Raw genomic sequence first — 20,743 nt, 5'->3', positions numbered from 1 at the left:
CCATTGCGGTGCACAAGAGTCTTCAGCCGGGGCGATCAGCCCATCATGTGGGCAGGCAGCCAGGTCACCAGACCCGGGAAAACGTAGAGCAGCACCACCGCCAGCACCATCAGCAGGAAGTACGGCAGCGCATAGCGCGCGATGGTGGTGATCTGCCGGCCCGTCAGCCCCTGCAGCACGAAGAGGTTGAAGCCCACCGGCGGGGTGATCTGCGCCATCTCCACCATGACCACGACGAAGATGCCGAACCACAGGGGATCGATGCCGGCGGCCTGGATGGTGGGCAGCAGCACCGCCATGGTCAGCACCACGATGGAGATGCCGTCCAGGAAGCAGCCCAGCACCACGAAGAACACCGCCAGCACCAGGAGCAGCATGCCCGGCGTGAGGCCCAGCGTGGCAATCCACTCCGCCAGATGGCGCGGCAGGCCGATGTAGCCCATGGCCAGGGTCAGGAAGGCCGAACCGCCGAGGATCAGCGCGATCATGCAGTACAGCCGGGTGGCGCCCAGCAGCGCCTCGATGAAGCTCCGGCGGGTGAGCGAGCGCTGGCTGGCGGCGATGATCAGGCTGCCGATCACGCCGATGGCCGCCGCCTCGGTGGCAGTGGCGATGCCGGCATAGATGGAGCCGAGCACGCCGCCGATGAGCAGGATCACCGGGATCAGGTTGCGCGAGGCGCGGATCTTGTCGGCAAAGCCGGTGCGCAGGTCGGCGGGCGGAATCCGGTCCCGGTTCAGCAGCGACCACAGCACCACCCAGCCCATGAACAGGACGGCCAGCATCACGCCCGGCAGCACGCCGCCGATAAAGAGCTTGGCGATGGACACGTCCGCCGACACGCCGTAGACGATCATGATGATGGAGGGCGGAATCAGCAGGCCCAGCGTGCCGGCGCCGGCCAGCGTGCCGAGGGCCATGGATTCCGGGTAGCCGCGCCGGGTGAGTTCCGGCAGCGCGATCTTGCCGATGGTGGCGCAGGTGGCCGCCGACGACCCGGACACCGCCGCGAACAGCGTACAGCCGATGACGTTGGTGTGCAGCAGGCGGCCCGGCAGGCGCTCCAGCCAGGGGGCGAGGCCGCTGAACAGGTCTTCCGACATCCGGGTGCGGAACAGGATCTCGCCCATCCACAGGAAGAGCGGCAGCGCGGTCAGCGTCCAGCTGGAATTGACGCCCCACACCGCCACCGCCAGGCCGTCGCCGGGCGCACGCGGGGTGAAACCGAACAGGCCGAGGATGCCGATGGCCATCAGCGCGAGGCCGATCCACAGGCCGCCGGCCAGCAGCACCAGCATCGTGCCGATGAGGATTGCAGCGATGGTCAGATCCATGTCGGCCTCACTCCATGCGCGCCGCTTCGGCGCCGGCCCCGGCCAGCCGTGCCGGCGTACGCCCCAGCGTCGTCAGCACCAGGTCGTCCACCAGGGCGATCAGCAGCACCACGGTGCCGAAGGCCATGGACAACTGGGGTATCCACAGGGGCGTGGCATCCACGCCCTGGGAGACGTCCCCGAAGGCATGGGACTCCCAGGCCAGGTGCACCGCATGCCAGGCGAGCATGCCGGCCACGACGGTCGCGCCGGCCAGCGAGAACCACTCCAGCGCGCGGCGCAGGCGCGGCCCGGTGCGTTCCAGCACCAGGCTCACGCGGATGTGCTCGCCATGCTTGAAGGTGTAGGCCAGGGCGAGGAAGCCGCAGGCCGCCATGGCGTAGCCGGCGTAGTCGTCGGTGCCGGGCAGGTAAATGCCCAGCGGCCGGCTGACGATGCCGGTGGACACCATCACCAGCGTGCCCACCATGCCGACCGCAGCCAGCGCTCCGGACAGGCGGTAGAGGAAATCGAGGAAGGCTCGCATGGCGGGCTCCGGGCAGAAAAAAGCCCGGCGGGCCGGGCTCGGGAGGAAACGGACTTACTTGCGGTAGGCGGCGAGGATCGCCTGTCCGTCGGCACCGGCCTTCTCGACCCATTCCGCGGCCATGCGCTCGCCCACCTGGAGCAGGTCGGCGCGCAGCGCGTCGGAGGGCGGCAGCACCTTCATGCCGTTGGTCTTGAGCTGATCCACGTACCAGGCGGTCTTTTCCTCCGACAGCTTCCAGCCGCGGGTCTCGGCCGCCGCAGCGGCGTCCAGCACGGCCTGCCGGGTGGCCCCGTCGAGCGCGTCGAAGGCCTTCTGCGACACGAACACGATGTTCTTCGGCAGCCAGGCCTGCACGTCGAAGTAGTAGTCGAGCTGTTCCCAGCTCTTGGAGTCGTAGCCCGTGGCCGACGACGTGAGGTTGGCCGACACCACGCCGGTGGACAGGGCCTGGGTCAGGTCCGCCGCCTGCACGGTCACCGGCTGCGCGCCCATCAGCTCGATCATGCGCGCCACGGTCGGGCTGTAGGAGCGGATCTTGATGCCCTTCAGATCCGCCATCGAATTCAGTGCGGTCTTGGAATAGATGCCCTGGGGCGGCCAGGCCACCGCGTACAGCAGCTTGAGCCCGTTCTTCGCCAGCCGCGCCTCCACCGCGGCCCGCGAGGCCCGCCACAGCTTCAGCGCGTCGGCGTAGCTGGTGGCGAGGAAAGGCACGGTGTCCAGCGCGTAGAGCGCATCCTCGTTGGCCAGGCTGGACAGCAGCACCTCGCCGATCTGCGCCTGGCCGCCCTGCACCGCGCGCTTGATCTCGTTGGCCTTGTACAGGGAGCCGTTGGCATGGACGGTGATCTTGAGCTTGCCGACGCTGGCCTGCGCCACGTCGTCGGCGAACTTCTGGATGTTCTCGGTGTGGAAGTTGGTGGCCGGATACGGGGTGGGCATATCCCAGGCGGTCTGCGCATGGGCAGCGCCAGCAATGCCGAGCGCGGCGATGGAACACGCCGCGGTGTGCAGGATGCGGTGCTTCACGTTCATGGGGAAAGTCTCCGTGGAAAGGGCTGAGGGGTGTGAGGCCAGCGGGAAACTCAACGGCGAATCCGTTATCCCGGATGCGCCGTTGTTGAAAGGTTGGGATTTCATCTATAAATTGTCAACAATTCGTAAACGAAACGTGAGAAAAAAATGGGCAATCCGAAGTCGCCCCCCTCCGCCCTGGAAGGTGGACGCATCGTGTCCTCCCAGCACCTGGTATCGCCGAAATCCCCCGAACTGTCGGAGCTGGAGTTCGGCCTGATCATCGCCTGGCACGCCTTCGCCCGCTGGATGATGCGCTGCATGACCGCGGCCGGGGTCAAGGACATGACGCCCATCGACGTGCTGGTACTGCACCACGTGGCGCACCGGGACACGGAAAAGCGCCTGGCCGACATCTGCTTCGTGCTCAACGTGGAGGACACCCACGTGGTCTCCTATTCGCTGCGCAAGCTCGCCGGGCTGGGGCTGGTGCAGAGCACCCGGCGCGGCAAGGAGGCCTTCTTTTCCGTCACCGGAGAGGGGCGCGAAATCTGCCTCGCCTACCGGGACGTGCGCGAAGCCTGCCTGATGCCCGGCTTCACCGGCAGCGCCGAGGACAACGCCCAGATCGGCGAACTCGCCCGCCTGCTGCGCACCCTGTCCGGCCGCTATGACCAGGCCGCCCGGGCCGCTTCCACCTCCGCGCTGTGAGCCGCAGGGGCCGCCGGCCATGAACGTCCGCGTGCTCGACGCCGGCGACGCCGCGCTCACCATCGAATTCGGCGACGCCATCGATCCGCGCCTGCTGGCATCGGTCAACGCCCTCGACGCGGCAATCTCCCGGATGCACGCCGAAGGCGGCCTGCCGGGGCTGATCGAAACCATGCCCACCTTCCGCTCGCTGACGGTGTTCTTCGATCCCCTGGCGACCTCCCGCGCAGCCCTGCGCAACGCCCTCGAACCCCTGCTCGCCGCCGCGGAAACGGTTGCGCCGCCGGCCGCGCGGCACTGGCGCCTGCCCGTGTGCTACGAGGGCGAGGCCGCCCCCGACCTGGCCGAGACCGCCCGCGCCATCGGCCGCAGCGCAGATGAGGTGGTGGCCCTGCACAGCGGCACCGAATACCTCGTGTACATGCTCGGCTTTCTGCCCGGCTTCCCCTTCATGGGCGACCTGCCCGCAGCGCTGCGCCTGCCCCGCCGAGGGGAACCGCGGGTGCGCGTGCCGGCCGGCAGCGTGGCCATCGCCACCGGACTGACCGCCATCTACCCTTGGGAAAGCCCGGGCGGCTGGCATCTGCTGGGGCGCTGCCCGGTGCCCCTGTTCGACGCCGGGCGGGGCGCCCCCGCCCTGCTCGCCGCAGGCGACCGGGTGCGCTTCGAACCGGTGGGCACAGCCGAATACCGGCGCCTGACCGCCGCCATCGCAGCGCGGGAGATCGCCCCGCAGCACTGGCTGGCCGCCGACGGCGCCCACGAGACCCGCCCATGAACGGCACGGCCCAGGCCGAGATCCTCTCCCCCGGCGCCTACGCCTCCCTGCAGGACGCCGGACGTCGCGGCTGGCGGCATATCGGCGTGCCCTGGGCGGGCGCGCTGGACGCCCGCCTGATGCGCATCGCCAACGTGCTGGTGGGCAACGCGGAGAACACCCCGGTCATCGAATGCTTCGACGGCGGCCTGCACCTGGCCGCCTGCGACGGCCCGCTGCACGTGGCAGTCGCCGGCCATGCCGCACTGGAGGTGGACCGGGGCGCAGAACGCCGCGCCGCCGCCCCCTGGCGCTCCCTTACGCTCGCCCCCGGCGACAGCCTGCGCATCCGCCGCATGGAGGCGGGCCGCATCGCCGTGGTGGCGATCGCCGGACTCACCGTACCGCGGATGCTGGGCAGCGCGGCCACCTACACCCGGGCGCAACTCGGCGGCATGGACGGCCGGGCGCTCGCCGCCGGCACCCGATTGCAGGCCGCCGCCGCCCCGGGCCATGCCGAGCGCGTGCTGCCCGCAGCGCCCGCGCCGGAAACCGGCCCCTGCACGCTGCGCGCCGTGCCCGGCCCGCAGGACGACCACTTCACGCCCGAAGCGCTGCACACCTTCTTCTCCGCCGAATACCGCGTCAGCCCCCAGGCCGACCGCATGGGCGTGCGCCTGGACGGCCCGGCCCTGGCCCATCGCGGCGCGCCGGAGATCGTGTCGGACGCCACCGTGCCCGGTTCCGTACAGGTGCCGGGCAACGGCCTGCCCATCGTGCTGCTGGCCGACGCCCAGACCGCTGGCGGCTATCCCAAGATCGCCACCGTGATCGGCGCCGACCTGCCCCGCCTGGCGCAATGCCGGCCCGGTGACGGTCTACGCTTCACGGCGGTGAGCGCGGAAACCGGCGAAGCCGCCGCCCGCGAGCGGGAGACGGAAACGCGCCGCCTGCTGGCCGCCATCCGCCGCCTGGCCGGCGGGCTGGACGAAGCCGCCCTGTACGATGCCAACCTCGCCGGCAACGCCGTCGATGCGCTGAACCCGGAGCACACCCCATGAGCCGACCGATCAACCTCAACGCCGACCTAGGCGAATCCTTCGGCCCCTGGAAGATGGGTGAGGACGAAGCCCTGCTGCAGGTGGTGGCAAGCGCCAACATCGCCTGCGGCTTCCATGCCGGCGACCCCCTGGTGATGCGCCGCACCGTGCGCACCGCGCTGGATGCCGGCGTGAGCCTGGGCGCCCACCCCTCCTGGCCTGACCTGCAGGGCTTCGGCCGCCGCCCGCTCACCATGGCGCCGGCGGAGCTGGAAGCCCTGGTGATCTACCAGATCGGCGCGCTCGCCGCCATGGCCGCAGCCGAAGGCGGCCGGCTCACCCACGTGAAGCCCCACGGCGCCCTCAACAACCAGGCCTGCGAGGACGCGGCACTCGCCGAAACCATCGCCCGCGCCGTCAAGGCCGCCGACTCCACGCTGATCCTCCTCGCCCCGGCCCTGTCGGAACTGCACAAGGCCGGCGAACGCGCCGGCCTGCCCGTGGCCGCCGAAATCTTCGCCGACCGCGCCTACACCGAAGCCGGCACCCTGGTCCCCCGCAACCAGCCCGGCGCCGTCATCCACGACCACGCCGCCCTCACCGTCCACGTGCTGCGCATGCTGGAGGCCGGCGGCATCGTCACCGTGAGCGGACGCACCCTGCCCTGCCCCGTGGACAGCATCTGCGTGCATGGGGATACGCCGGGTGCGGCGGACAACGCCCGCCGACTGCGCGCTACCTTGGAGGCCGAGGGCTGGCACATCGCGCCATTGCCGGAAGTGCTGGAAACCCGACCGTAGGCTGGGCTGCGCGCAGCGAAGCCCAACGTCACCCTCCCCCATCTCCCGTGGATAGCGCATGCCCTGATGCCTTATGAGCGCCAGAACCCAATAGACATAGACCTTCTCGGTTCGTATGCTGTAACGCTTGTAACGGATGCACGCCCGAACCTGTTCGAGCAGCCTTGGCGGCTTGGCAGCCGCGGGGTCTTGAGACTTGCCGGGTTTGGGGTAGCCGCCCATGCTGTTCATGCATACAGAATTGGCGTGTAAGGGATTGAACACAATGACAAAAGCGAGTAATGATGTGTACCGGGTTATCCAGCATCGCCCGGGTTATCCATCATTTTTGATGTCTACAACACATTAGACATTGGAGGTGGTCACTTGAGTGGAATCAGCATCAAGGCAGTTCTTATTGCAGCAATCGTCGTACTATTTGCGGACGTTATTGCCGCATTCGGACTATCGTTTGCTCTGGGGCAACCACTAGGTGTGCCACCCAATACCAAGTTTTTCATTGGCAGCATCGTATTGGGTACTCTTACAACAATTCTAGGTGGTTATGTCGCTGCACGAATAGCAAAGAAACGCTTATACGTTAACGCTGGCGTGGTGGGGGGGCTAGGCATTTTAATTGGCTTACTTCCTGCACAAGACAATCCACTTTGGTTCAATATCATCTGTTTTCTAACCGTCGTCCCAGCAGCGATCCTGGGAGGATATTTAGCCAAATCCTCTCGTGTGAAAGATGTCTAACCCTGCGCTCAACCCGACCTGCGCGAAAAGCCGCGCAGTCGGGTTAGCTCCACGTTAGACATCGTCATCGTGACTCTCCCACTTCCTCTCAGTGCAAACCCTCTCGCGCTCATCCGTGGGTTGCCGACAAAAAAGATTCCGCTGGATCAGATCGTTACGAAGGAGGGCGCCGTCACAGACGAGATATTTCTCAACAAGTATCTTGGCTATCTGAAAGGTAAGGTGACGATCTACGCCACCCGCATGCCCCTGAGTCGAATCAGACCTGGATTTTGGCGCCCAAGCAATCCGGGGTTCGAATACATCTGCGACAACGTCACCGATGACGATGTTCGATTCATGGAAGACCTGATTCGGCTGGGAGATCGCTCTGCATTACACGTCTATCCCAATCCGAACAAAGCTGATCCGTTTGACTTTGTTTGCCCGGACGATGTGGCGTCGTATCGGGCGTATGAGTCGTTAGGCATTCGTACACCGCCCGTAATACTCATAGGTAAGCCGGAATCACTCGATGAATCGGGTATAGGAATCAGGCAATACAAATGCACATACAACCCGCTTACATCTCACATGGATGGCATTGTCAGCGTCACCCATAAGATGGTGCCATCTATTCTTGGGACCAATCGGCCCGATCATGCCAGTGCGCTTGCACGACTTATCGAGACGGTTCAAACAACAAAGGAAAAGGTTAAGAACTTTCACCGCGGCGGAGTAACCACACTCCATTATCACCATACGCTGTACTCAGTACTCTTGCGTGCTCAGGAAACACTGGAGGCTATAAAGCTTCTCTCCGGGCACGGCCTACATCTGAATGCAGCCTCCCTCGTCAGGACTTTGTATGAGCTTGCCCTAACCTTCTACGTAGATTGGATTGCTCCTACACAGATGTATCGGTACCTGCAAATTTCTGCCGTAATGTCCGAGAAGGAATGGGAGAAGTATTGCGACGAGACCTATCACGAACAGGTAAAGGCTGGGCTATCCGCCTACGATGCAAAACGACTGAAGGACGCCAAGATGTTCGGCTTCCGATTGGTAAGCGTTGTTGCCGAGAAAGCTCGGTTATTCCCGCTAGGGCTTGAGCATCACAAGGATCTATATTCCTTTCTGTCTGACATCACGCACCATGATTTCAGCATGACGGCGCGTTACACCAACACACTTGAGCACGGCGACGAGAGCGTTTTCAACGAAGATGCTGCGAGTACCACAATTTACTGCGCCGACCTTTTCACCGCTGCCATTGTGGCTCGTGTTCTAGACGACATTGGTGAACCCAAGGCTCATGACACCACTCGCGCAGCCCTATCCGATGGCTAACCTCTCGGTCGACACGGACCTCGCGCAAGAAGCGCGCGAGGCCGGTCACCTCCAACGTTAAGCCCCTACGCACACGAGCATGACCAACACTCTTAGTCTCGCGAAGGCTCTCCTTCCCGCTTTGGCCGGAATCGCTGCCTTTTGTTACTACATGGCCCATCTCGCCGAGAAGGGCTCGTCCGAACTGGCGAGGCAACGGTTACGTGAACTCCTGCTTGAGCGCAAATTGCTCCCGGCCATGCGTGGTGCGTTTGTATATTTCCTTCGCGCGTCAGATCGATACTTTGGACCGAAGCTGTTTTCATGGAAGGCGCTATTACGGTCAATTGCGCTGAGCATCTTCTGGATAGCTGGCGTGCTCGCAGCCTGCATTGCTGTCTATCCCAACTACAGCAGTTGGCTTGGCGGCAACATATCGAGAAAGCTAATATTGCAGAGCGCCGGTGTATTGCTCGCAGCTTCACTTGTAGCCGACTATGTATCCGTTTGCGTGACTCGTGCAATCGCACGAGCAGTGATGGCCAAAGGAAGGCTATGGCTGATGTCCGCGGTCGCCGTAGATCTCGTGGCTTCCGTGCTGGTTTTCTACTTTCTGTTCACCTCCGCGAAGCTAGTCGTTCATCCAGCAAACGGAGCACTCGGACTGTTGGACTCGCTTCGAGTGTGGTTCAACCCCGCTGGGTTGCCAATCGGCATCGAATTTCTCCGACCACTATCGGCGGACATGCTGGTTGCACGAGGTGACGGCAACTTTGACATCAAAGGCGGCCTACTTACTGAAATCGTCTACGCGTTTCCAGAGTCGGTGCTATTCCTTTCCAGCCTGCTCACCTCTGTTTGGTTGTGGCTCTACGTGCTGGGCTATCTCATTCTGTTTGCGGCAGTGCGACTGGATCGAATCGGAGTCTCCGCAAGAAGGTTTCTCAAGACGACTGAAGACCCAATCAACAGCTTGGCGCTGGCGATCGTCATCGCGAGTGCTGTACTATTCACGATCATTCTTGCATTTACGGCTGTTGCAGACGGGCTTGCTTATCTATCACAGTCCTAACAGGGTGATGCAAAACTCGTCGAAAGCGTGAATATGACGATCTTCGGGGATAGTCCGACCCTTCCCTCGGTAGCGAAAACGGCTTATAGGTCCTTTTTTGAGAGGTCAGATTTTTCGTCACTCGCGTAGAGAGCACTTTTGCATCACCCTGCTAACCTCCGCTTGTACCCGGACGCTAAGCCAGCGGGCTCTGGCCCGCTGGCTTAGCGCCTGTGAAGCGGCTCGTTATGCATAAAGGCCTGCGCGCACTTCTGGCATCAACTGCTGCTCTTGTCAGCGCACCCGCATTTGCATGGCTTGCGGCAGAGCTTGCTGCCTACTACGAGATGTTCTCGACTGGCATGAACTCTCGGGCCGAGTTGGGCGACGACTTAGGCTTTGGCATTCTCTTATTCATGGTTGTGCCGCCTTTCACATTGGCTGGTGCGGTGCTTGTAGGGTGGCTTGTTTGGTCTCGCACTGGGCGCGCGAAAACTACACTCACAAATGAGGACGCAAATTCATAACATCCCACTCCAGCCGACCGGGTGGTTCCTACGGTTTGTTGGGCCACCCTGAACAAACAGTTCGGCCCGCGTAGGTTGGGCGGGGCGCAGCGAAGCTCAACGCAGACCACCCGATCCGCCCCCCATGTTGGGCTTCCTTCGTCAGCCCAACCTGCCAGGCTTTCACACCCCCAAGTACCGCGACCAAAGCTCCCGATCCGCATCCAGTTCCACAGAAGTCCCGCTCCAGGCAATACGCCCCCGTTCCAGGATGAGGTGGCGGTCGGCCAGTTGGACGAGTTTTTCCACGTACTTGTCCACCACCAGCGTGGTCTGGCCGTCGGCCTTGAGGCGGGCCAGGCAGTGCCAGATTTCGTCGCGGATCACCGGGGCCAGGCCCTCGGTGGCTTCGTCCAGGACCAGCAGGCGCGGATTGGTGGAGAGCGCCCGGGCGATGGCCAGCATCTGCTGCTCGCCGCCGGAGAGCTGGTTGCCCGTATGCCCGGCGCGCTCCTTCAGGCGCGGGAACAGGGCGTAGAGGCGGTCCAGCGTCCAGCCGTCGCGCCGGCCGTTGCGGGTGTCGGCGAAGGCGACTAGGTGCTCGCGCACGGTGAGGTTGGGGAAGCACTGCCGCCCTTCGGGCACGATGGCCACCCCCAGGCGCGCGATGGCGTCCGCCCGCGCGCCGTGGATGGGCGTGCCGCCGAAGTGGATTTCGCCCTTCTTCGCCCGCAGGCCGCCCACCAGGGTCTTGATGGTGGTGCTCTTGCCCATGCCGTTGCGGCCCAGGAGTGCCACCACCTCGCCGGCGCCGACGTCGAAGTCCAGCCCGAACAGCACCTGGCTGGCGCCGTAGCCGGCTTCCAGGCCGCGGCAGGTCAGGAGGGGTTCGTGCTTCATGTTTCCGTGTCCGTCCCCAGGTACACCGCCTGCACTTCCGGGTGGCCCTTGATGTAATCCACGTCGCCCGAGGCCAGCACGCGGCCGTAGTCCAGCACGGAGACGCGGTCGGCAAGCTGGAACACGGCGTCCATGTCGTGCTCGATGAGCAGGATGGCGGTCTGCGCCCGCAGCTTTTCGATCAGCGCCACCATCTGCAGGGAATCCTCCGGCCCCATGCCGGCCATGGGCTCGTCCAGCAGCAGCAGGCGCGGCCGGGCGGCCAGCGCCAGGGCCACGTCGAGCTTGCGTTGCGCACCGTGGGGCAAGGTGCCGGCGATGCGGTGCAGGGCGCCGGCGAGATCCACGGTTTCGGCCAGGGCCAGCGCGGTGTCCATCAGTTCCTTCTCGGCCGAGCGCCGGGACAGGAAGCGGAAGCTGGAGCCGGCATGAGCTTGGGCGGCAAGCAGCAGGTTGTCCAGCACGGTGTCGTGGCCGAACACGCTGGTGACCTGGAAGCAGCGGGACAGCCCGGCGCGCACGCGCTGGTGGGGGGCGAGGCCGGTGAGTTCCACGCCGTCCAGGGAGAGGCTGCCGCCGTCCAGCGGCAGCAGGCCGGAGATCAGGTTGACCAGCGTGGACTTGCCGGCGCCGTTGGGGCCGATGAGGGCATGGATCTCCCCCTTCTCCACGGCAAGGTCCACGTGGTCCGTGGCAAGCAGGCCGCCGAAGCGCTTGACCAGCCCGCGGGCCTGGAAGAGGCTCGCGGCGCTCATCACCCTTCCCCCCGGCGGCGTTCGAACAGAGCCGCCACGCCCCGCGGCGCGAGGAACACGACGAGGAGCAGCATCAGGCCCAGGGGCCAATGCCAGTATTCGGTGTTGATCTTGAGCACTTCCGCCAGCGTGTACCAGATCGCCACGCCCAGGGGCGCACCCCAGCGCCGGCCCCGGCCGCCGAGCACGACCATCACCAGCAGCGTGGCCGATTCCGTCCAGTGCATCAGGGACGGGCTGACGAAGGCGTTGTGGCTGGCGAGGAGCCCGCCGGCCAGCCCCGCCAGCGCGCCCGCGCCGGTGAAGGCAGCGAGCTTGATGCGATAGACCGGATAGCCCAGCGCGGCCATGCGCGTTTCGTTGTCGCGGATGCCCATCAGCGCGTGGCCGAAGCGGGACACCGCCAGCCGGCTGGCGAGCGCGAACACCAGCGCGGCAAGGGCCAGTACCACCCAGTAGAAGACGTCCCCGTGCACGCCGTCCAGCCAGCCCAGGGAGAGGGGCGTGTAAAGCCCGTAGCCGTCGTCGCCGCCGTAAGTGCGCAGGGACACGGCCAGGTAGTAGAGCATCTGCGCGAAGGCGAGCGTGATCATCAGGAAATACACGCCCCGCGTGCGCAGGGACACTGCACCGGTCAGCGCGGCGAACACTGCCCCCGCGGCCAGCGCCCCACCCCAGGCCAGCCACGCGGAGCCGACGCCTGCCTCCACCAGCGCCACCGCGGCATAGGCGCCCACGCCGACGAAACCGGCGTGCCCCAGGGCCACCATGCCGCCATAGCCCAGGATGACGTTGAGGCTGGTGGCGGCGATGGCCACGATGAGCATGTGGCGCACGAAGCCGACGTAGTACTCCAGGCCGAAGTGAGGCGCGATCAGCGGCACCGCCGCCAGCAGGGCGAATACCGCCCACGGCAGGATGCCGGCCGCGTCGAACCGACGTGCGGGGACAGTGGCGGACGGGGCGATGCGCTCGCTTTGCGTCATGCCCCGTCCTCAGGCCCGCGCCGGGAAGAGTCCCGCCGGTTTGAACGCGAGCACCGCCGCCATCAGCACGTACATGGCGATCCCGGCCAGCGCCGGCCCCAGGTCGGCTGCCAGGGACGGCGGCAGCACGGCGCGCAGCGCGGGCGGCAGGAAGGCGCGGCCGGCGGTGTCCACCAGCCCCACCAGCAGCGCGGCGACAAAGGCGCCGCGCACCGAGCCGATGCCGCCGATGACGATGACCACCAGCGCCGGGATCAGGATGGCTTCGCCCATGCCGATCTGCACCGCGCCGATAGGCCCCATCAAGGCGCCCGCCAGCGCGGCCAGCGCGGCGCCGAGGGCGAACACGAAGGAAAACACCCGCCCCACCCGCACGCCCATGTACTCGGCCATGACCCGGTTGGAAGCCCCGGCGCGCACCAGCATGCCGGTGCGGGTGTGGTTGACCAGCACGTAGAGCCCCACAGCCACCGCCAGACCGGCGCCCAGCAGCACCAGCCGGTAGGCGGGATAGGGCAGCTCGGGGAGGAGCTGCACCGGGCCGGCCAGCGCGGCGGGCGTGGGCGCCAGGATGGGCGACGGCCCCCAGATGGCTCTGACCGCGTCGTCGGCGATGAGGATGAGGCCGAAGGTGGCCAGCACCTGGGCCAGGTGGTCGCGGGCGTACAGGCGGCGGATCACCAGCACTTCGACGACCGCGGCCACCAGCACGGTGAGCGCGATGGCCACCGCCACCGCGCCGACGAAGGAGCCGCTGGCTTCATGCACCTTGGCCGCGATGTAGGCGCCGGCCATGTAGAGGGAGCCGTGGGCGAGGTTCATGGTGTCCATGATGCCGAACACCAGCGTGAGGCCCGCGGCGAGCAGGAACAGCATGAGGCCGTAGCCCAGGCCGTTCAGAAGCTGCTCGAAGATGAAGATGGCGTCCATCGGGGAGATTCGGGGGTAGCAACTCCCTCCCCTTCAAGGGGAGGGTCGGGGTGGGGATGGGTTTCGGTTCAGCGCGGAGATGAACCCACCCCCACCCCAGCCCTCCCCCTGAGGGGGAGGGAGCAATCGGGCTGCATTACGAAGGGAGTTCCCCCCTCACATCCCGCACTCGCCCACGTAGGCGTCCTGGTGCTTCTCCAGCACCGTGCCCACCAGCTTGTTGGTGAGCTTGCCTTCCGCGTCCTTGTCCACCACGCGCAGGTAGTAGTTCTGCACCGGATAGTGGTTGCGGCCGTAGGCGAACTCGCCGCGCACGGACTGGAAGCTGGGCTTGGCGAGCGCGGCCGCCACGGCGGCGCGGTCCTCGATCCTGCCGCCCACGTCGCGCACCGCGGCGTCGATGGCCATGATGGTGTCGTAGGCCATGGCGGCGTACACGGTGGGATAGCGGCCGTCGTACTTCTTGCGGAAGGCGGCGACGAACTCGGCGTTGGCGGGGATCTGCAGGTCGTGGGTCCAGTGGGCGGTGTTGTACAGGCCCAGCATGGGCTCGCCCACGGCCTGGATCACGTCCTGGTCGGCGGAGAAGCCCGGCGCCACCAGCGGGATGTCCTTCAGGCCGCCGCCGACGAACTGCTTGACGAAGTTGATGCCCATGGCGCCGGGCAGGAAGAAGAACACCGCATCCGGCTTGGCGGCGCGGATCTGGGCGATCTCGGCGGCGTAGTCGATCTGGCCGACCTTGGTGTAGATCTCGTCCTTGAGCGCGCCCTTGTAGAGGCGCTTGAAGCCGTTCAGGTGGTCCTTGCCCGCCGGGTAGTTGGGGGCGACGATGACCATGTTCTTGTAGCCCTTCTCGTTGGCGAGCTTGCCGGCGGCCTCGTCGTAGGTGTCGTTCTGGTACTGGCCGAAGAAGTACGGGTTGCACTGCTTGCCGGCATAGGGGCTGGGGCCGGGGTTGCTGGAAATGAAGGGCACCTTGGCGGCGAACAGCGCCGGGCCGACGGCCAGCGCCGAGTTGGACGCGATGGGGCCGGTGAAGAAGTCGATCTTCTCCCGCTGCAGGTAGCGCTGCACCAGTTGCACGGCCTGTTCCGGGCTGCCGCCGAAGTCCGTCTTGACGACCTCCGCCGGCAGGCCGCCGAGCTTGCCGCCCAGCTTTTCGATGGCCAGGTCGAAACCGTCCCGCGACTCGGCGCCGAGGGCCGCGAAGGGGCCGGAGATGTCCAGCGCGATGCCGACCTTGACGGAATCGGCGGCCTGGGCGGCAAAGGCGGTACACAGGGCGGCAGCGAGCGCCGCGCGTTTCAGCATGGGCATGGATGACTCCTTGGGTGATCGGGGGATGCAAGCCGCTCCTTATACCGCCATCGGCATAGGGACGTCGACCACTCGCAATGCAAAGGCGTGCCTGTTCCTACACCGCCGCCGGCCCCAGCGGCACGCTGACATCGCCCGGCAGCACGGCGCGGTCGCGTCCGCCGCGCTTGGCCTCGTACATGCGCTGATCGGCCAGTTCCACCAGCACCGGCCAGTCGAGCACGCCGTCGGCCAGGCTTTCGGTGACGCCGATGGAGGCGGTCAGCGGGCTGCCGTCCGGGCGTGTGCCGAAGCCGGCCTCGCGCAGGCGCCTGAGGAAGGCGGGCATCTGGTCGGCGGGCATCTCCGGCAGGATGGCGATGAACTCCTCGCCGCCCCAGCGCACCAGCACGTCGCCCCGGCGCAGGGTCTGGCGCAGGCGTTCCACCAGCGCGCACAGGACCTGGTCGCCCGCATCGTGGCCGTACTGGTCGTTGATGGTCTTGAAGCGGTCCAGGTCGAAGAAGGCCACCGCGAGCGGCTTGGCGGACATGGAAGAGAGGCGGAACATCAGCTCCAGCGCCTCGGTGCCCGAGCGCCGGGTGTAGGCGCCGGTGAGCGGGTCGGTCATGGCCTTGTGCACCAGGCTTTCCATGTAGTGGGACTGGCTCATGCCGGAGAACATCGCCACGCCCATCATCATCAGCATGAACCACAGCGTGGCGCCGTGCTGGTCCAGCGCCAGCTCGGCGCCGCCGGAGACCATGCCGGTAACGGCGATGCCCAGCACCGGCAGCGAAAACAGCAGTATCTCCAGCGCCGTGAGCGGAAAGATCGCCAGCCCGCCCAGCACGATGGTGGGCATGAAGGCGTAAAGCTGCATCACCAGGAACTGGCCATTGACCAGCGCGGAGGCGTCGATGAGCTGCAGCGACACCAGATAGAAGGCCGGCGGCACCATCAGCATGATGAGCAGCATGATCACTGCCTGGAGATAGGGATGCGAGGGCGACACCTGGCGCGGCCAGGCCAGCCCGACGAACACGGCGGCCGAAGCCAGGCGCAGCACCACCAGCCACGCTGCGGTATGGCTGTCGAACACCAGCACGTCCACCACCGACCACAGGGGCACCAGGACGGCGAACAGGGCGGAAATCAACTGCACCCGCGCGATGATCACCAAGGCTGCGTGGCGGCGCATATGCACCGAGCGGCCGAACGGCGTCAGCAGCCCCAGCAGTTGCCCGCGGGTGAGCTGCGTCGGCGCGACGATGTGCTCGCTGATGGTGTTCCAGAGCTTGTTCACGATCTGTGTCCGAAGGTGGACCGAGGCGACGAGGCGGGAGCCGGAAGCGGCAAATCGTATATCTTAAGGCGTAAGCCCGGCAAGGCGGCCGAACGCCGTTGTCAGCACTGCGGAATATTCCGCAGCCCACGTCAACCTGCTCCGGAACGGAATGCGCCGGGCAAGGATTCAGACGGACAGCGCCTCGCGCACCCCGTCGGCGTCCATGTCGGCACCCGCGCCGCGCATGACGATCTCGCCGCGCTCCATGACCAGGTAGTGGTCGGCCAGCGAGCGCGCGAAATCGTAATACTGCTCCACCAGCAGGATGGCCATCTCGCCCGTTTCCGCCAGGCTGCGGATGGCGCGCTCGATGTCCTTGATGATGGAAGGCTGGATGCCCTCGGTGGGTTCGTCAAGGATCAACAGGCGCGGCCCGAAGGCCAGCGCCCGGCCGATGGCGAGCTGTTGCTGCTGCCCGCCGGAGAGGTCGCCGCCGCGCCGCCCCAGCATCTGCCGGAGCACCGGGAACATGCCGAACACGCGTTCCGGCACCGCCGTGCCGCGGGGCCGGGTGGCGAGGCCCATCAGCAGGTTCTCCTCCACCGTCAGGCGGGGGAAGATCTCGCGCCCCTGGGGCACGTAGCCGATGCCGGCGCGCACCCGCTCGTAGGACGGGGCGCGGGTGATCTCCCGGCCGTCGAACACCACATTGCCGGAAGCGGCCGGCACCAGGCCCATCAGGGTCTTGAGCAGCGTGGTCTTGCCCACGCCGTTCCTCCCCAGCAGCGTGGTGACCCCGAGCGGCACCTCGAAGGACAGGTTGCGCAGGATGTGGCTGCCGCCGTAGTACTGGTTGAGCTTGTCGACCTTCAGCATGCTTGTACTCGTTCCTGTTTCCTTGGCGCACCCCCTCCCCTTCAAAGGGAGGGTTGGGGTGGGGATGGGTTTTCGCGGCACTGGACCGAAACCATCCCCCTCCTGGCCTCCCCCTTGAAGGGGGAGGAATGACCTTGCCCTCCTGCGCGTCAACGCCCCAGATAAACCTCGATCACCCGCTGGTCGTTCTGCACTGCGGCCAGATCGCCTTCGGCCAGCACCGAGCCTTCGTGCAACACCGTCACCTTGCCGCCCAGCGCCTCCACGAAGGCCATGTCGTGCTCCACCACCACCAGGGAATGCTCCCCCGCCAAACTCACGAACAGCTCCGCGGTGCGCTCGGTCTCGTCGTCGGTCATGCCGGCCACGGGTTCGTCCAGCAGCAGCAGCTTCGGCTCCTGCATCAGCAGCATGCCGATCTCCAGCCACTGCTTCTGGCCGTGGGAAAGCAGCCCGGCGCTGCGGTCCGCCGCCCCCGCCAGGCGGATGCGCTCCAGCACCGCGGCGATGCGGTCGCCCTCCTCCGCCGTCAGGCGTGCGAAGAGGCTGCGGCGCACGCGCTTGTCGGCCTTCATCGCCAGTTCCAGGTTCTCGAACACGGTGTGCTGCTCGAACACGGTGGGCTTCTGGAACTTGCGCCCGATGCCGGCATGGGCGATCTCGGGTTCGCTCATGCGGGTCAGGTCCAGGGTCTGGCCGAAGAAGGCCTTGCCCTCGTCCGGCCGTGTCTTGCCGGTGATGACGTCCATCATCGTGGTTTTGCCCGCGCCGTTGGGGCCGATGATGCAGCGCAGTTCGCCGGCGTCGATGGCGAGGCTCAGCTTGTTCAGCGCGCGGAAGCCGTCGAAGCTCACCGTGATGTCGTCCAGGTAGAGGATGACGTCGTGGGACAGGTCCAGCTCGCCCGGCTGCACCACATGGCCGATGTTGGCCCCGCCCTCCCACTGCTCGCGCTGGTTGGCCTGCTCGGCGTCGCGGTCGATGACGGTGCTCATGCGGCGGCTCCGCGGGTGGATTCGGTGGGGGGAGCGGTCAGCACGGCGGGTTCTGCCGCAGGTGCCGGCGCCGGCTCCGCTTCCTCTTCCGTGGCAGGCGCGTGCCGGCCGCGCAATTTGCTCCACAGCCCGATCACGCCATTGGGCAGGAACAGCGTCACCGCGATGAACAGGAAACCCAGGAAGAAGGGCCAGTATTCCGGGAAGGACACGGTGAACCAGCTCTTGGCCAGATTGACGATACCCGCCCCCAGCACCGCGCCCACCAGCGTGCCGCGCCCGCCCACCGCCACCCACACGGCGATCTCGATGGAGTTGGCCGGGCTCATCTCGGAGGGGTTGATGATGCCCACCTGGGGCACGTAGAGCGCACCCGCCAAGCCGCACAGCACGGCGGACAGGGTCCAGATGAAGAGCTTGTAATGCAGCGGGTTGTAGCCGATGAACATGACCCGGCTCTCCGCATCGCGGATCGCCGTCAGCACGCGGCCGAAGCGGGAGGTGACGAGATAGCGCCCCAGCAGCAGCACGCCGGCCAGCAGCGCGGCGGAGAGCGCGAACAGGATCACCCGCATCTCCGGCGTGGTGATGCCGTAGCCCAGGATGCGCTTGAAGTCGGTGAAGCCGTTGTTGCCACCGAAGCCGGTCTCGTTGCGGAAGAACAGCAGCATGGCCGCGTAGGTGAGCGCCTGCGTGATGATGGCGAAATACACCCCCTTGATGCGCGAGCGGAAGGCGAAGTAGCCGAACACCCAGGCCAGCAGCCCCGGCACCGCCACCACCAGCAGCAGCGCCCACAGGAAGGAATCCGACCCCGTCCAGTACCAGGGCAGTTCCTTCCAGTCCAGGAAGACCATGAAGTCCGGCAGGTCCGCGCCGTAGCTGCCGTCGCGGCCGATCTGGCGCATCAAATACATGCCGAAGGCGTAGCCGCCGAGGGCGAAGAAGAGCCCGTGGCCCAGGCTGAGGATGCCCGCGTAGCCCCAGATCAGGTCCATCGCCACCGCCACCACCATGTAGCACAGGATCTTGCCCAGCAGGCTCACCCAGTAGGACGACAGGTGCAGCGCGTGGTCCGCCGGCAGCGCCAGGTGGGCCACCGGCACCCACACCCAGGCGAACAGGGCGAAGAGCGCCAGCGCCGCCCAGCCGGCGCGCGGCAGCTTGGCGAACAATCGGACCGTCAATGGGGTGCGCATGCGGCGCGTCCTCCGTGGGTATCAGTTGTCTGCGAAGCGGCCCTTGAGGGCGAAGATGCCCTGCGGACGCTTCTGGATGAAGGCGATGATGAACACCAGCACCAGGATCTTGGCGATCACCGCGCCGGCCCAGCCTTCCAGGAACTTGGAGACGATACCCAGCCCCATCGCCGCCCACACCGCGCCTGCGAGTTGCCCCACCCCCCCCAGCACCACCACCATGAAGGAATCCACGATGTAGCCCGTACCCATGGCCGGGCCCACGTTGGAAATCTGCGACAGGGCCACCCCGCCCAGCCCGGCGATGCCCGCGCCGATGGCGAAGGCCAGCGTATCCACGCGCGCCGTGGGCACGCCCACGCAGCCGGCCATGGCACGGTTCTGCGTCACCGCGCGCACGAACATGCCCAGCCGGGTGCGGTTCATCATCAGCCACACCAGGAACAGCACGAAGGCCGCGAAGCCCAGGATGACGATGCGGTTCCACGGCAGCACCACGCCGGCCGCCAGCTCCACGCCGCCGGACATCCACACCGGGTTGGCGAGTTCCACGTTCTGCGGGCCGAAGACCACCCGCGCGGCCTGGATCAGCACCAGGGAGATGCCCCAGGTGGCGAGCAGCGATTCCAGCGGCCGGCCGTACAGGAAGCGCAGCACACTGCGCTCCATGACCACGCCCACCGCGGCGGCGGCGAGGAAGCCGGCCGGAATGGCGGCCACCACGTACCAGTCCACCCACTCCGGCAGATGGGCGCGGAACAGGCCCTGCACCACGAAGGTGGCGTAGGCGCCGACCATCAGCAGTTCGCCGTGGGCCATGTTGATGACGCCCATGACCCCATAGGTGATGGCCAGGCCGAGGGCCGCCAGCAGCAGGATGGAGCCCAGGGACAGGCCGGAGAACACCGTGCCGATGTTCTGGGCGACGGCCACGCGACGCTCAATGGCCGCGATGGACGCGGCGGCGGCCTCGCGCACCAGGGCGTCGGGCTCGCGCCAGGTGCCATTGTCCTGGGCCATGAAAGGTTCCAGCAGCGCCTTCACCGCCGGGTCGGAGGATTCGCCGAGCGCCGTCACCGCCTTCAGGCGCTTGGCCGGATCGTCCGCGTTCAGGTTCACCTTCGCCGCGGCCAGCAGCACGATCTCGCGGATGGCGTCGTCCTGCTCGCTTTCCAGTGCCCGTTCGAGCACCGGCAGCAGGGTTTCGGAGGCGTTGTCGCGCAAGGTCTGCGCGGCGGCCAGGCGCCGCGTGGCATCGTCCGCGGACAAGTCCAGCGCCGCATTGGCCGTAGCCAGCGCGCGGCGCACGCGGTTGTTCACGCGCAGCAGGTCCACCGCATCGGGCGCGGCCTCCACCACGGCACCGCCCACGTCGGTCACCCTGCCATCCCGCACGATCACCACGCGGCCGTCCAGCACGCCCAGTTCGCCCGCCCCCAGCGCAGCGATCACCCGGCGCGCCTCCTCGCCGCCGCCCGCGCCGATAGCTTCGATGGCGGCGATGCGCGCGCCGAAGTCGCCCGTCGCCAGTTGCTGCAGGGCGCCCTCGTCCACCGCCGCACGCGCCTGGCCGGCGGCGGCGAGCAGCAGAAAGGCCGCCAGCAGCGGCAGGATCAGCCAGGCGCGCTGCGCCCAGGGGGAGGTTCTCTTCATGTCAGTGCCCGAAACGGCCGTGTAGCGAAGATGCCGTGGGAGCGGGCTTGCCCGCGATGCGGCGGTCGTTTCCC

At 66.5% G+C, this 20,743-nt stretch carries 20 protein-coding genes and 1 pseudogene; 7 read left to right on the top strand and 14 right to left on the bottom strand.

All coding sequences use genetic code 11. The annotated features are described in order from the left end of the window. Positions 1-35: 35 nt before the first annotated feature. The 3 genes from E6O51_RS04310 to E6O51_RS04300 are packed head-to-tail and all read right to left on the bottom strand — an operon-like array spanning position 36 to position 2,898. A complete protein-coding gene (locus tag E6O51_RS04310; protein WP_136383750.1) occupies positions 36-1,334 on the bottom strand; it encodes a TRAP transporter large permease in 1,299 nt (432 codons plus the stop codon). A 7-nt stretch (positions 1,335-1,341) separates the two neighbouring features. Next, on the bottom strand, positions 1,342-1,860 hold the full coding sequence (locus tag E6O51_RS04305) for a TRAP transporter small permease (protein ID WP_136383749.1): 519 nt from the start codon (positions 1,858-1,860) through the stop codon (positions 1,342-1,344). A gap of 54 nt (positions 1,861-1,914) precedes the next feature. After that, the gene (locus E6O51_RS04300) at positions 1,915-2,898 is read right to left on the bottom strand and encodes a TRAP transporter substrate-binding protein (RefSeq protein WP_136383748.1); all 984 of its coding nucleotides are present in this window, start codon (positions 2,896-2,898) and stop codon (positions 1,915-1,917) included. Between the two features lie 147 nt (positions 2,899-3,045). On the opposite strand from E6O51_RS04300, the gene E6O51_RS04295 reads away from it, so the two are divergent. Genes E6O51_RS04295 through E6O51_RS04280 form a run of 4 tightly spaced genes read left to right on the top strand, consistent with a single transcriptional unit; the run spans position 3,046 to position 6,185 of the window. Beyond that, positions 3,046-3,588 carry a winged helix DNA-binding protein gene (locus E6O51_RS04295; protein WP_136383747.1) on the top strand — a complete coding sequence of 181 codons (543 nt, stop codon included), beginning with the start codon at positions 3,046-3,048 and terminating at the stop codon, positions 3,586-3,588. A gap of 19 nt (positions 3,589-3,607) precedes the next feature. Further along, positions 3,608-4,366, top strand: coding sequence for a 5-oxoprolinase subunit PxpB (gene pxpB, locus E6O51_RS04290; RefSeq protein WP_136383746.1), 759 nt, complete (start codon positions 3,608-3,610; stop codon positions 4,364-4,366). Further along, positions 4,363-5,406: a 5-oxoprolinase subunit C family protein gene (locus E6O51_RS04285; RefSeq protein ID WP_136383745.1), complete on the top strand. Its 1,044-nt coding sequence runs from the start codon at positions 4,363-4,365 to the stop codon at positions 5,404-5,406. Before pxpB ends, E6O51_RS04285 begins: the two co-directional genes overlap by 4 nt. After that, positions 5,403-6,185, top strand: a complete 783-nt coding sequence (locus E6O51_RS04280; protein ID WP_136383744.1) for a LamB/YcsF family protein — start codon at positions 5,403-5,405, stop codon at positions 6,183-6,185. The genes E6O51_RS04285 and E6O51_RS04280 overlap by 4 nt, the downstream gene beginning before the upstream one ends. Positions 6,186-6,221: 36 nt before the next feature. On the opposite strand, the pseudogene E6O51_RS22475 reads toward E6O51_RS04280, so the two are convergent. Continuing rightward, positions 6,222-6,407 (bottom strand): annotated as a pseudogene (locus E6O51_RS22475) (phage integrase N-terminal SAM-like domain-containing protein); the annotation flags it as partial. A gap of 144 nt (positions 6,408-6,551) precedes the next feature. Here E6O51_RS22475 and E6O51_RS04270 point away from each other — a divergent pair. From E6O51_RS04270 to E6O51_RS04260, 3 genes are all read left to right on the top strand, one after another. Then, on the top strand, positions 6,552-6,923 hold the full coding sequence (locus E6O51_RS04270) for a hypothetical protein (protein WP_136383743.1): 372 nt from the start codon (positions 6,552-6,554) through the stop codon (positions 6,921-6,923). A 69-nt stretch (positions 6,924-6,992) separates the two neighbouring features. Next, positions 6,993-8,252, top strand: coding sequence for a DUF5677 domain-containing protein (locus E6O51_RS04265; protein ID WP_136383742.1), 1,260 nt, complete (start codon positions 6,993-6,995; stop codon positions 8,250-8,252). A gap of 79 nt (positions 8,253-8,331) precedes the next feature. Next, positions 8,332-9,303, top strand: a complete 972-nt coding sequence (locus tag E6O51_RS04260) for a hypothetical protein (protein ID WP_136383741.1) — start codon at positions 8,332-8,334, stop codon at positions 9,301-9,303. A gap of 668 nt (positions 9,304-9,971) precedes the next feature. Here E6O51_RS04260 and E6O51_RS04255 read toward each other — a convergent pair. The 10 genes from E6O51_RS04255 to urtB form a co-directional block, all read right to left on the bottom strand. Beyond that, positions 9,972-10,688, bottom strand: coding sequence for an ABC transporter ATP-binding protein (locus E6O51_RS04255; RefSeq protein ID WP_136383740.1), 717 nt, complete (start codon positions 10,686-10,688; stop codon positions 9,972-9,974). Continuing rightward, complete coding sequence (locus tag E6O51_RS04250) at positions 10,685-11,443, bottom strand: ABC transporter ATP-binding protein (protein WP_136383739.1); 759 nt, start codon at positions 11,441-11,443, stop codon at positions 10,685-10,687. Before E6O51_RS04250 ends, E6O51_RS04255 begins: the two co-directional genes overlap by 4 nt. Next, a complete protein-coding gene (locus tag E6O51_RS04245; RefSeq protein WP_136383738.1) occupies positions 11,443-12,429 on the bottom strand; it encodes a branched-chain amino acid ABC transporter permease in 987 nt (328 codons plus the stop codon). The genes E6O51_RS04250 and E6O51_RS04245 overlap by 1 nt, the downstream gene beginning before the upstream one ends. A 9-nt stretch (positions 12,430-12,438) precedes the next feature. Then, positions 12,439-13,359, bottom strand: a complete 921-nt coding sequence (locus E6O51_RS04240; protein ID WP_136383737.1) for a branched-chain amino acid ABC transporter permease — start codon at positions 13,357-13,359, stop codon at positions 12,439-12,441. Positions 13,360-13,515: 156 nt separating this feature from the next. After that, positions 13,516-14,679, bottom strand: coding sequence for an ABC transporter substrate-binding protein (locus E6O51_RS04235; RefSeq protein WP_136383736.1), 1,164 nt, complete (start codon positions 14,677-14,679; stop codon positions 13,516-13,518). A 97-nt stretch (positions 14,680-14,776) separates the two neighbouring features. After that, positions 14,777-15,964 (bottom strand): GGDEF domain-containing protein, encoded by a 1,188-nt coding sequence (locus tag E6O51_RS22450; protein ID WP_330997907.1) that lies wholly within the window; start codon positions 15,962-15,964, stop codon positions 14,777-14,779. Positions 15,965-16,132: 168 nt separating this feature from the next. Beyond that, positions 16,133-16,822: an urea ABC transporter ATP-binding subunit UrtE gene (urtE, locus tag E6O51_RS04225; protein WP_136383735.1), complete on the bottom strand. Its 690-nt coding sequence runs from the start codon at positions 16,820-16,822 to the stop codon at positions 16,133-16,135. A 149-nt stretch (positions 16,823-16,971) separates the two neighbouring features. Further along, positions 16,972-17,817, bottom strand: coding sequence for an urea ABC transporter ATP-binding protein UrtD (gene urtD, locus E6O51_RS04220; RefSeq protein WP_136383734.1), 846 nt, complete (start codon positions 17,815-17,817; stop codon positions 16,972-16,974). Next, positions 17,814-19,016, bottom strand: coding sequence for an urea ABC transporter permease subunit UrtC (gene urtC, locus E6O51_RS04215; protein ID WP_136383733.1), 1,203 nt, complete (start codon positions 19,014-19,016; stop codon positions 17,814-17,816). The genes urtD and urtC overlap by 4 nt, the downstream gene beginning before the upstream one ends. A gap of 21 nt (positions 19,017-19,037) precedes the next feature. After that, the gene (urtB, locus tag E6O51_RS04210; protein ID WP_136383732.1) at positions 19,038-20,669 is read right to left on the bottom strand and encodes an urea ABC transporter permease subunit UrtB; all 1,632 of its coding nucleotides are present in this window, start codon (positions 20,667-20,669) and stop codon (positions 19,038-19,040) included. Positions 20,670-20,743 lie beyond the last annotated feature (74 nt).

Origin of the sequence: Pseudothauera rhizosphaerae, assembly GCF_004801305.1 — a bacterium.
GTDB lineage: Bacteria > Pseudomonadota > Gammaproteobacteria > Burkholderiales > Rhodocyclaceae > Pseudothauera > Pseudothauera rhizosphaerae.
Note: the sequence above shows the minus strand (reverse complement) of the source record. Positions and strands in the feature narration are given on the sequence as shown.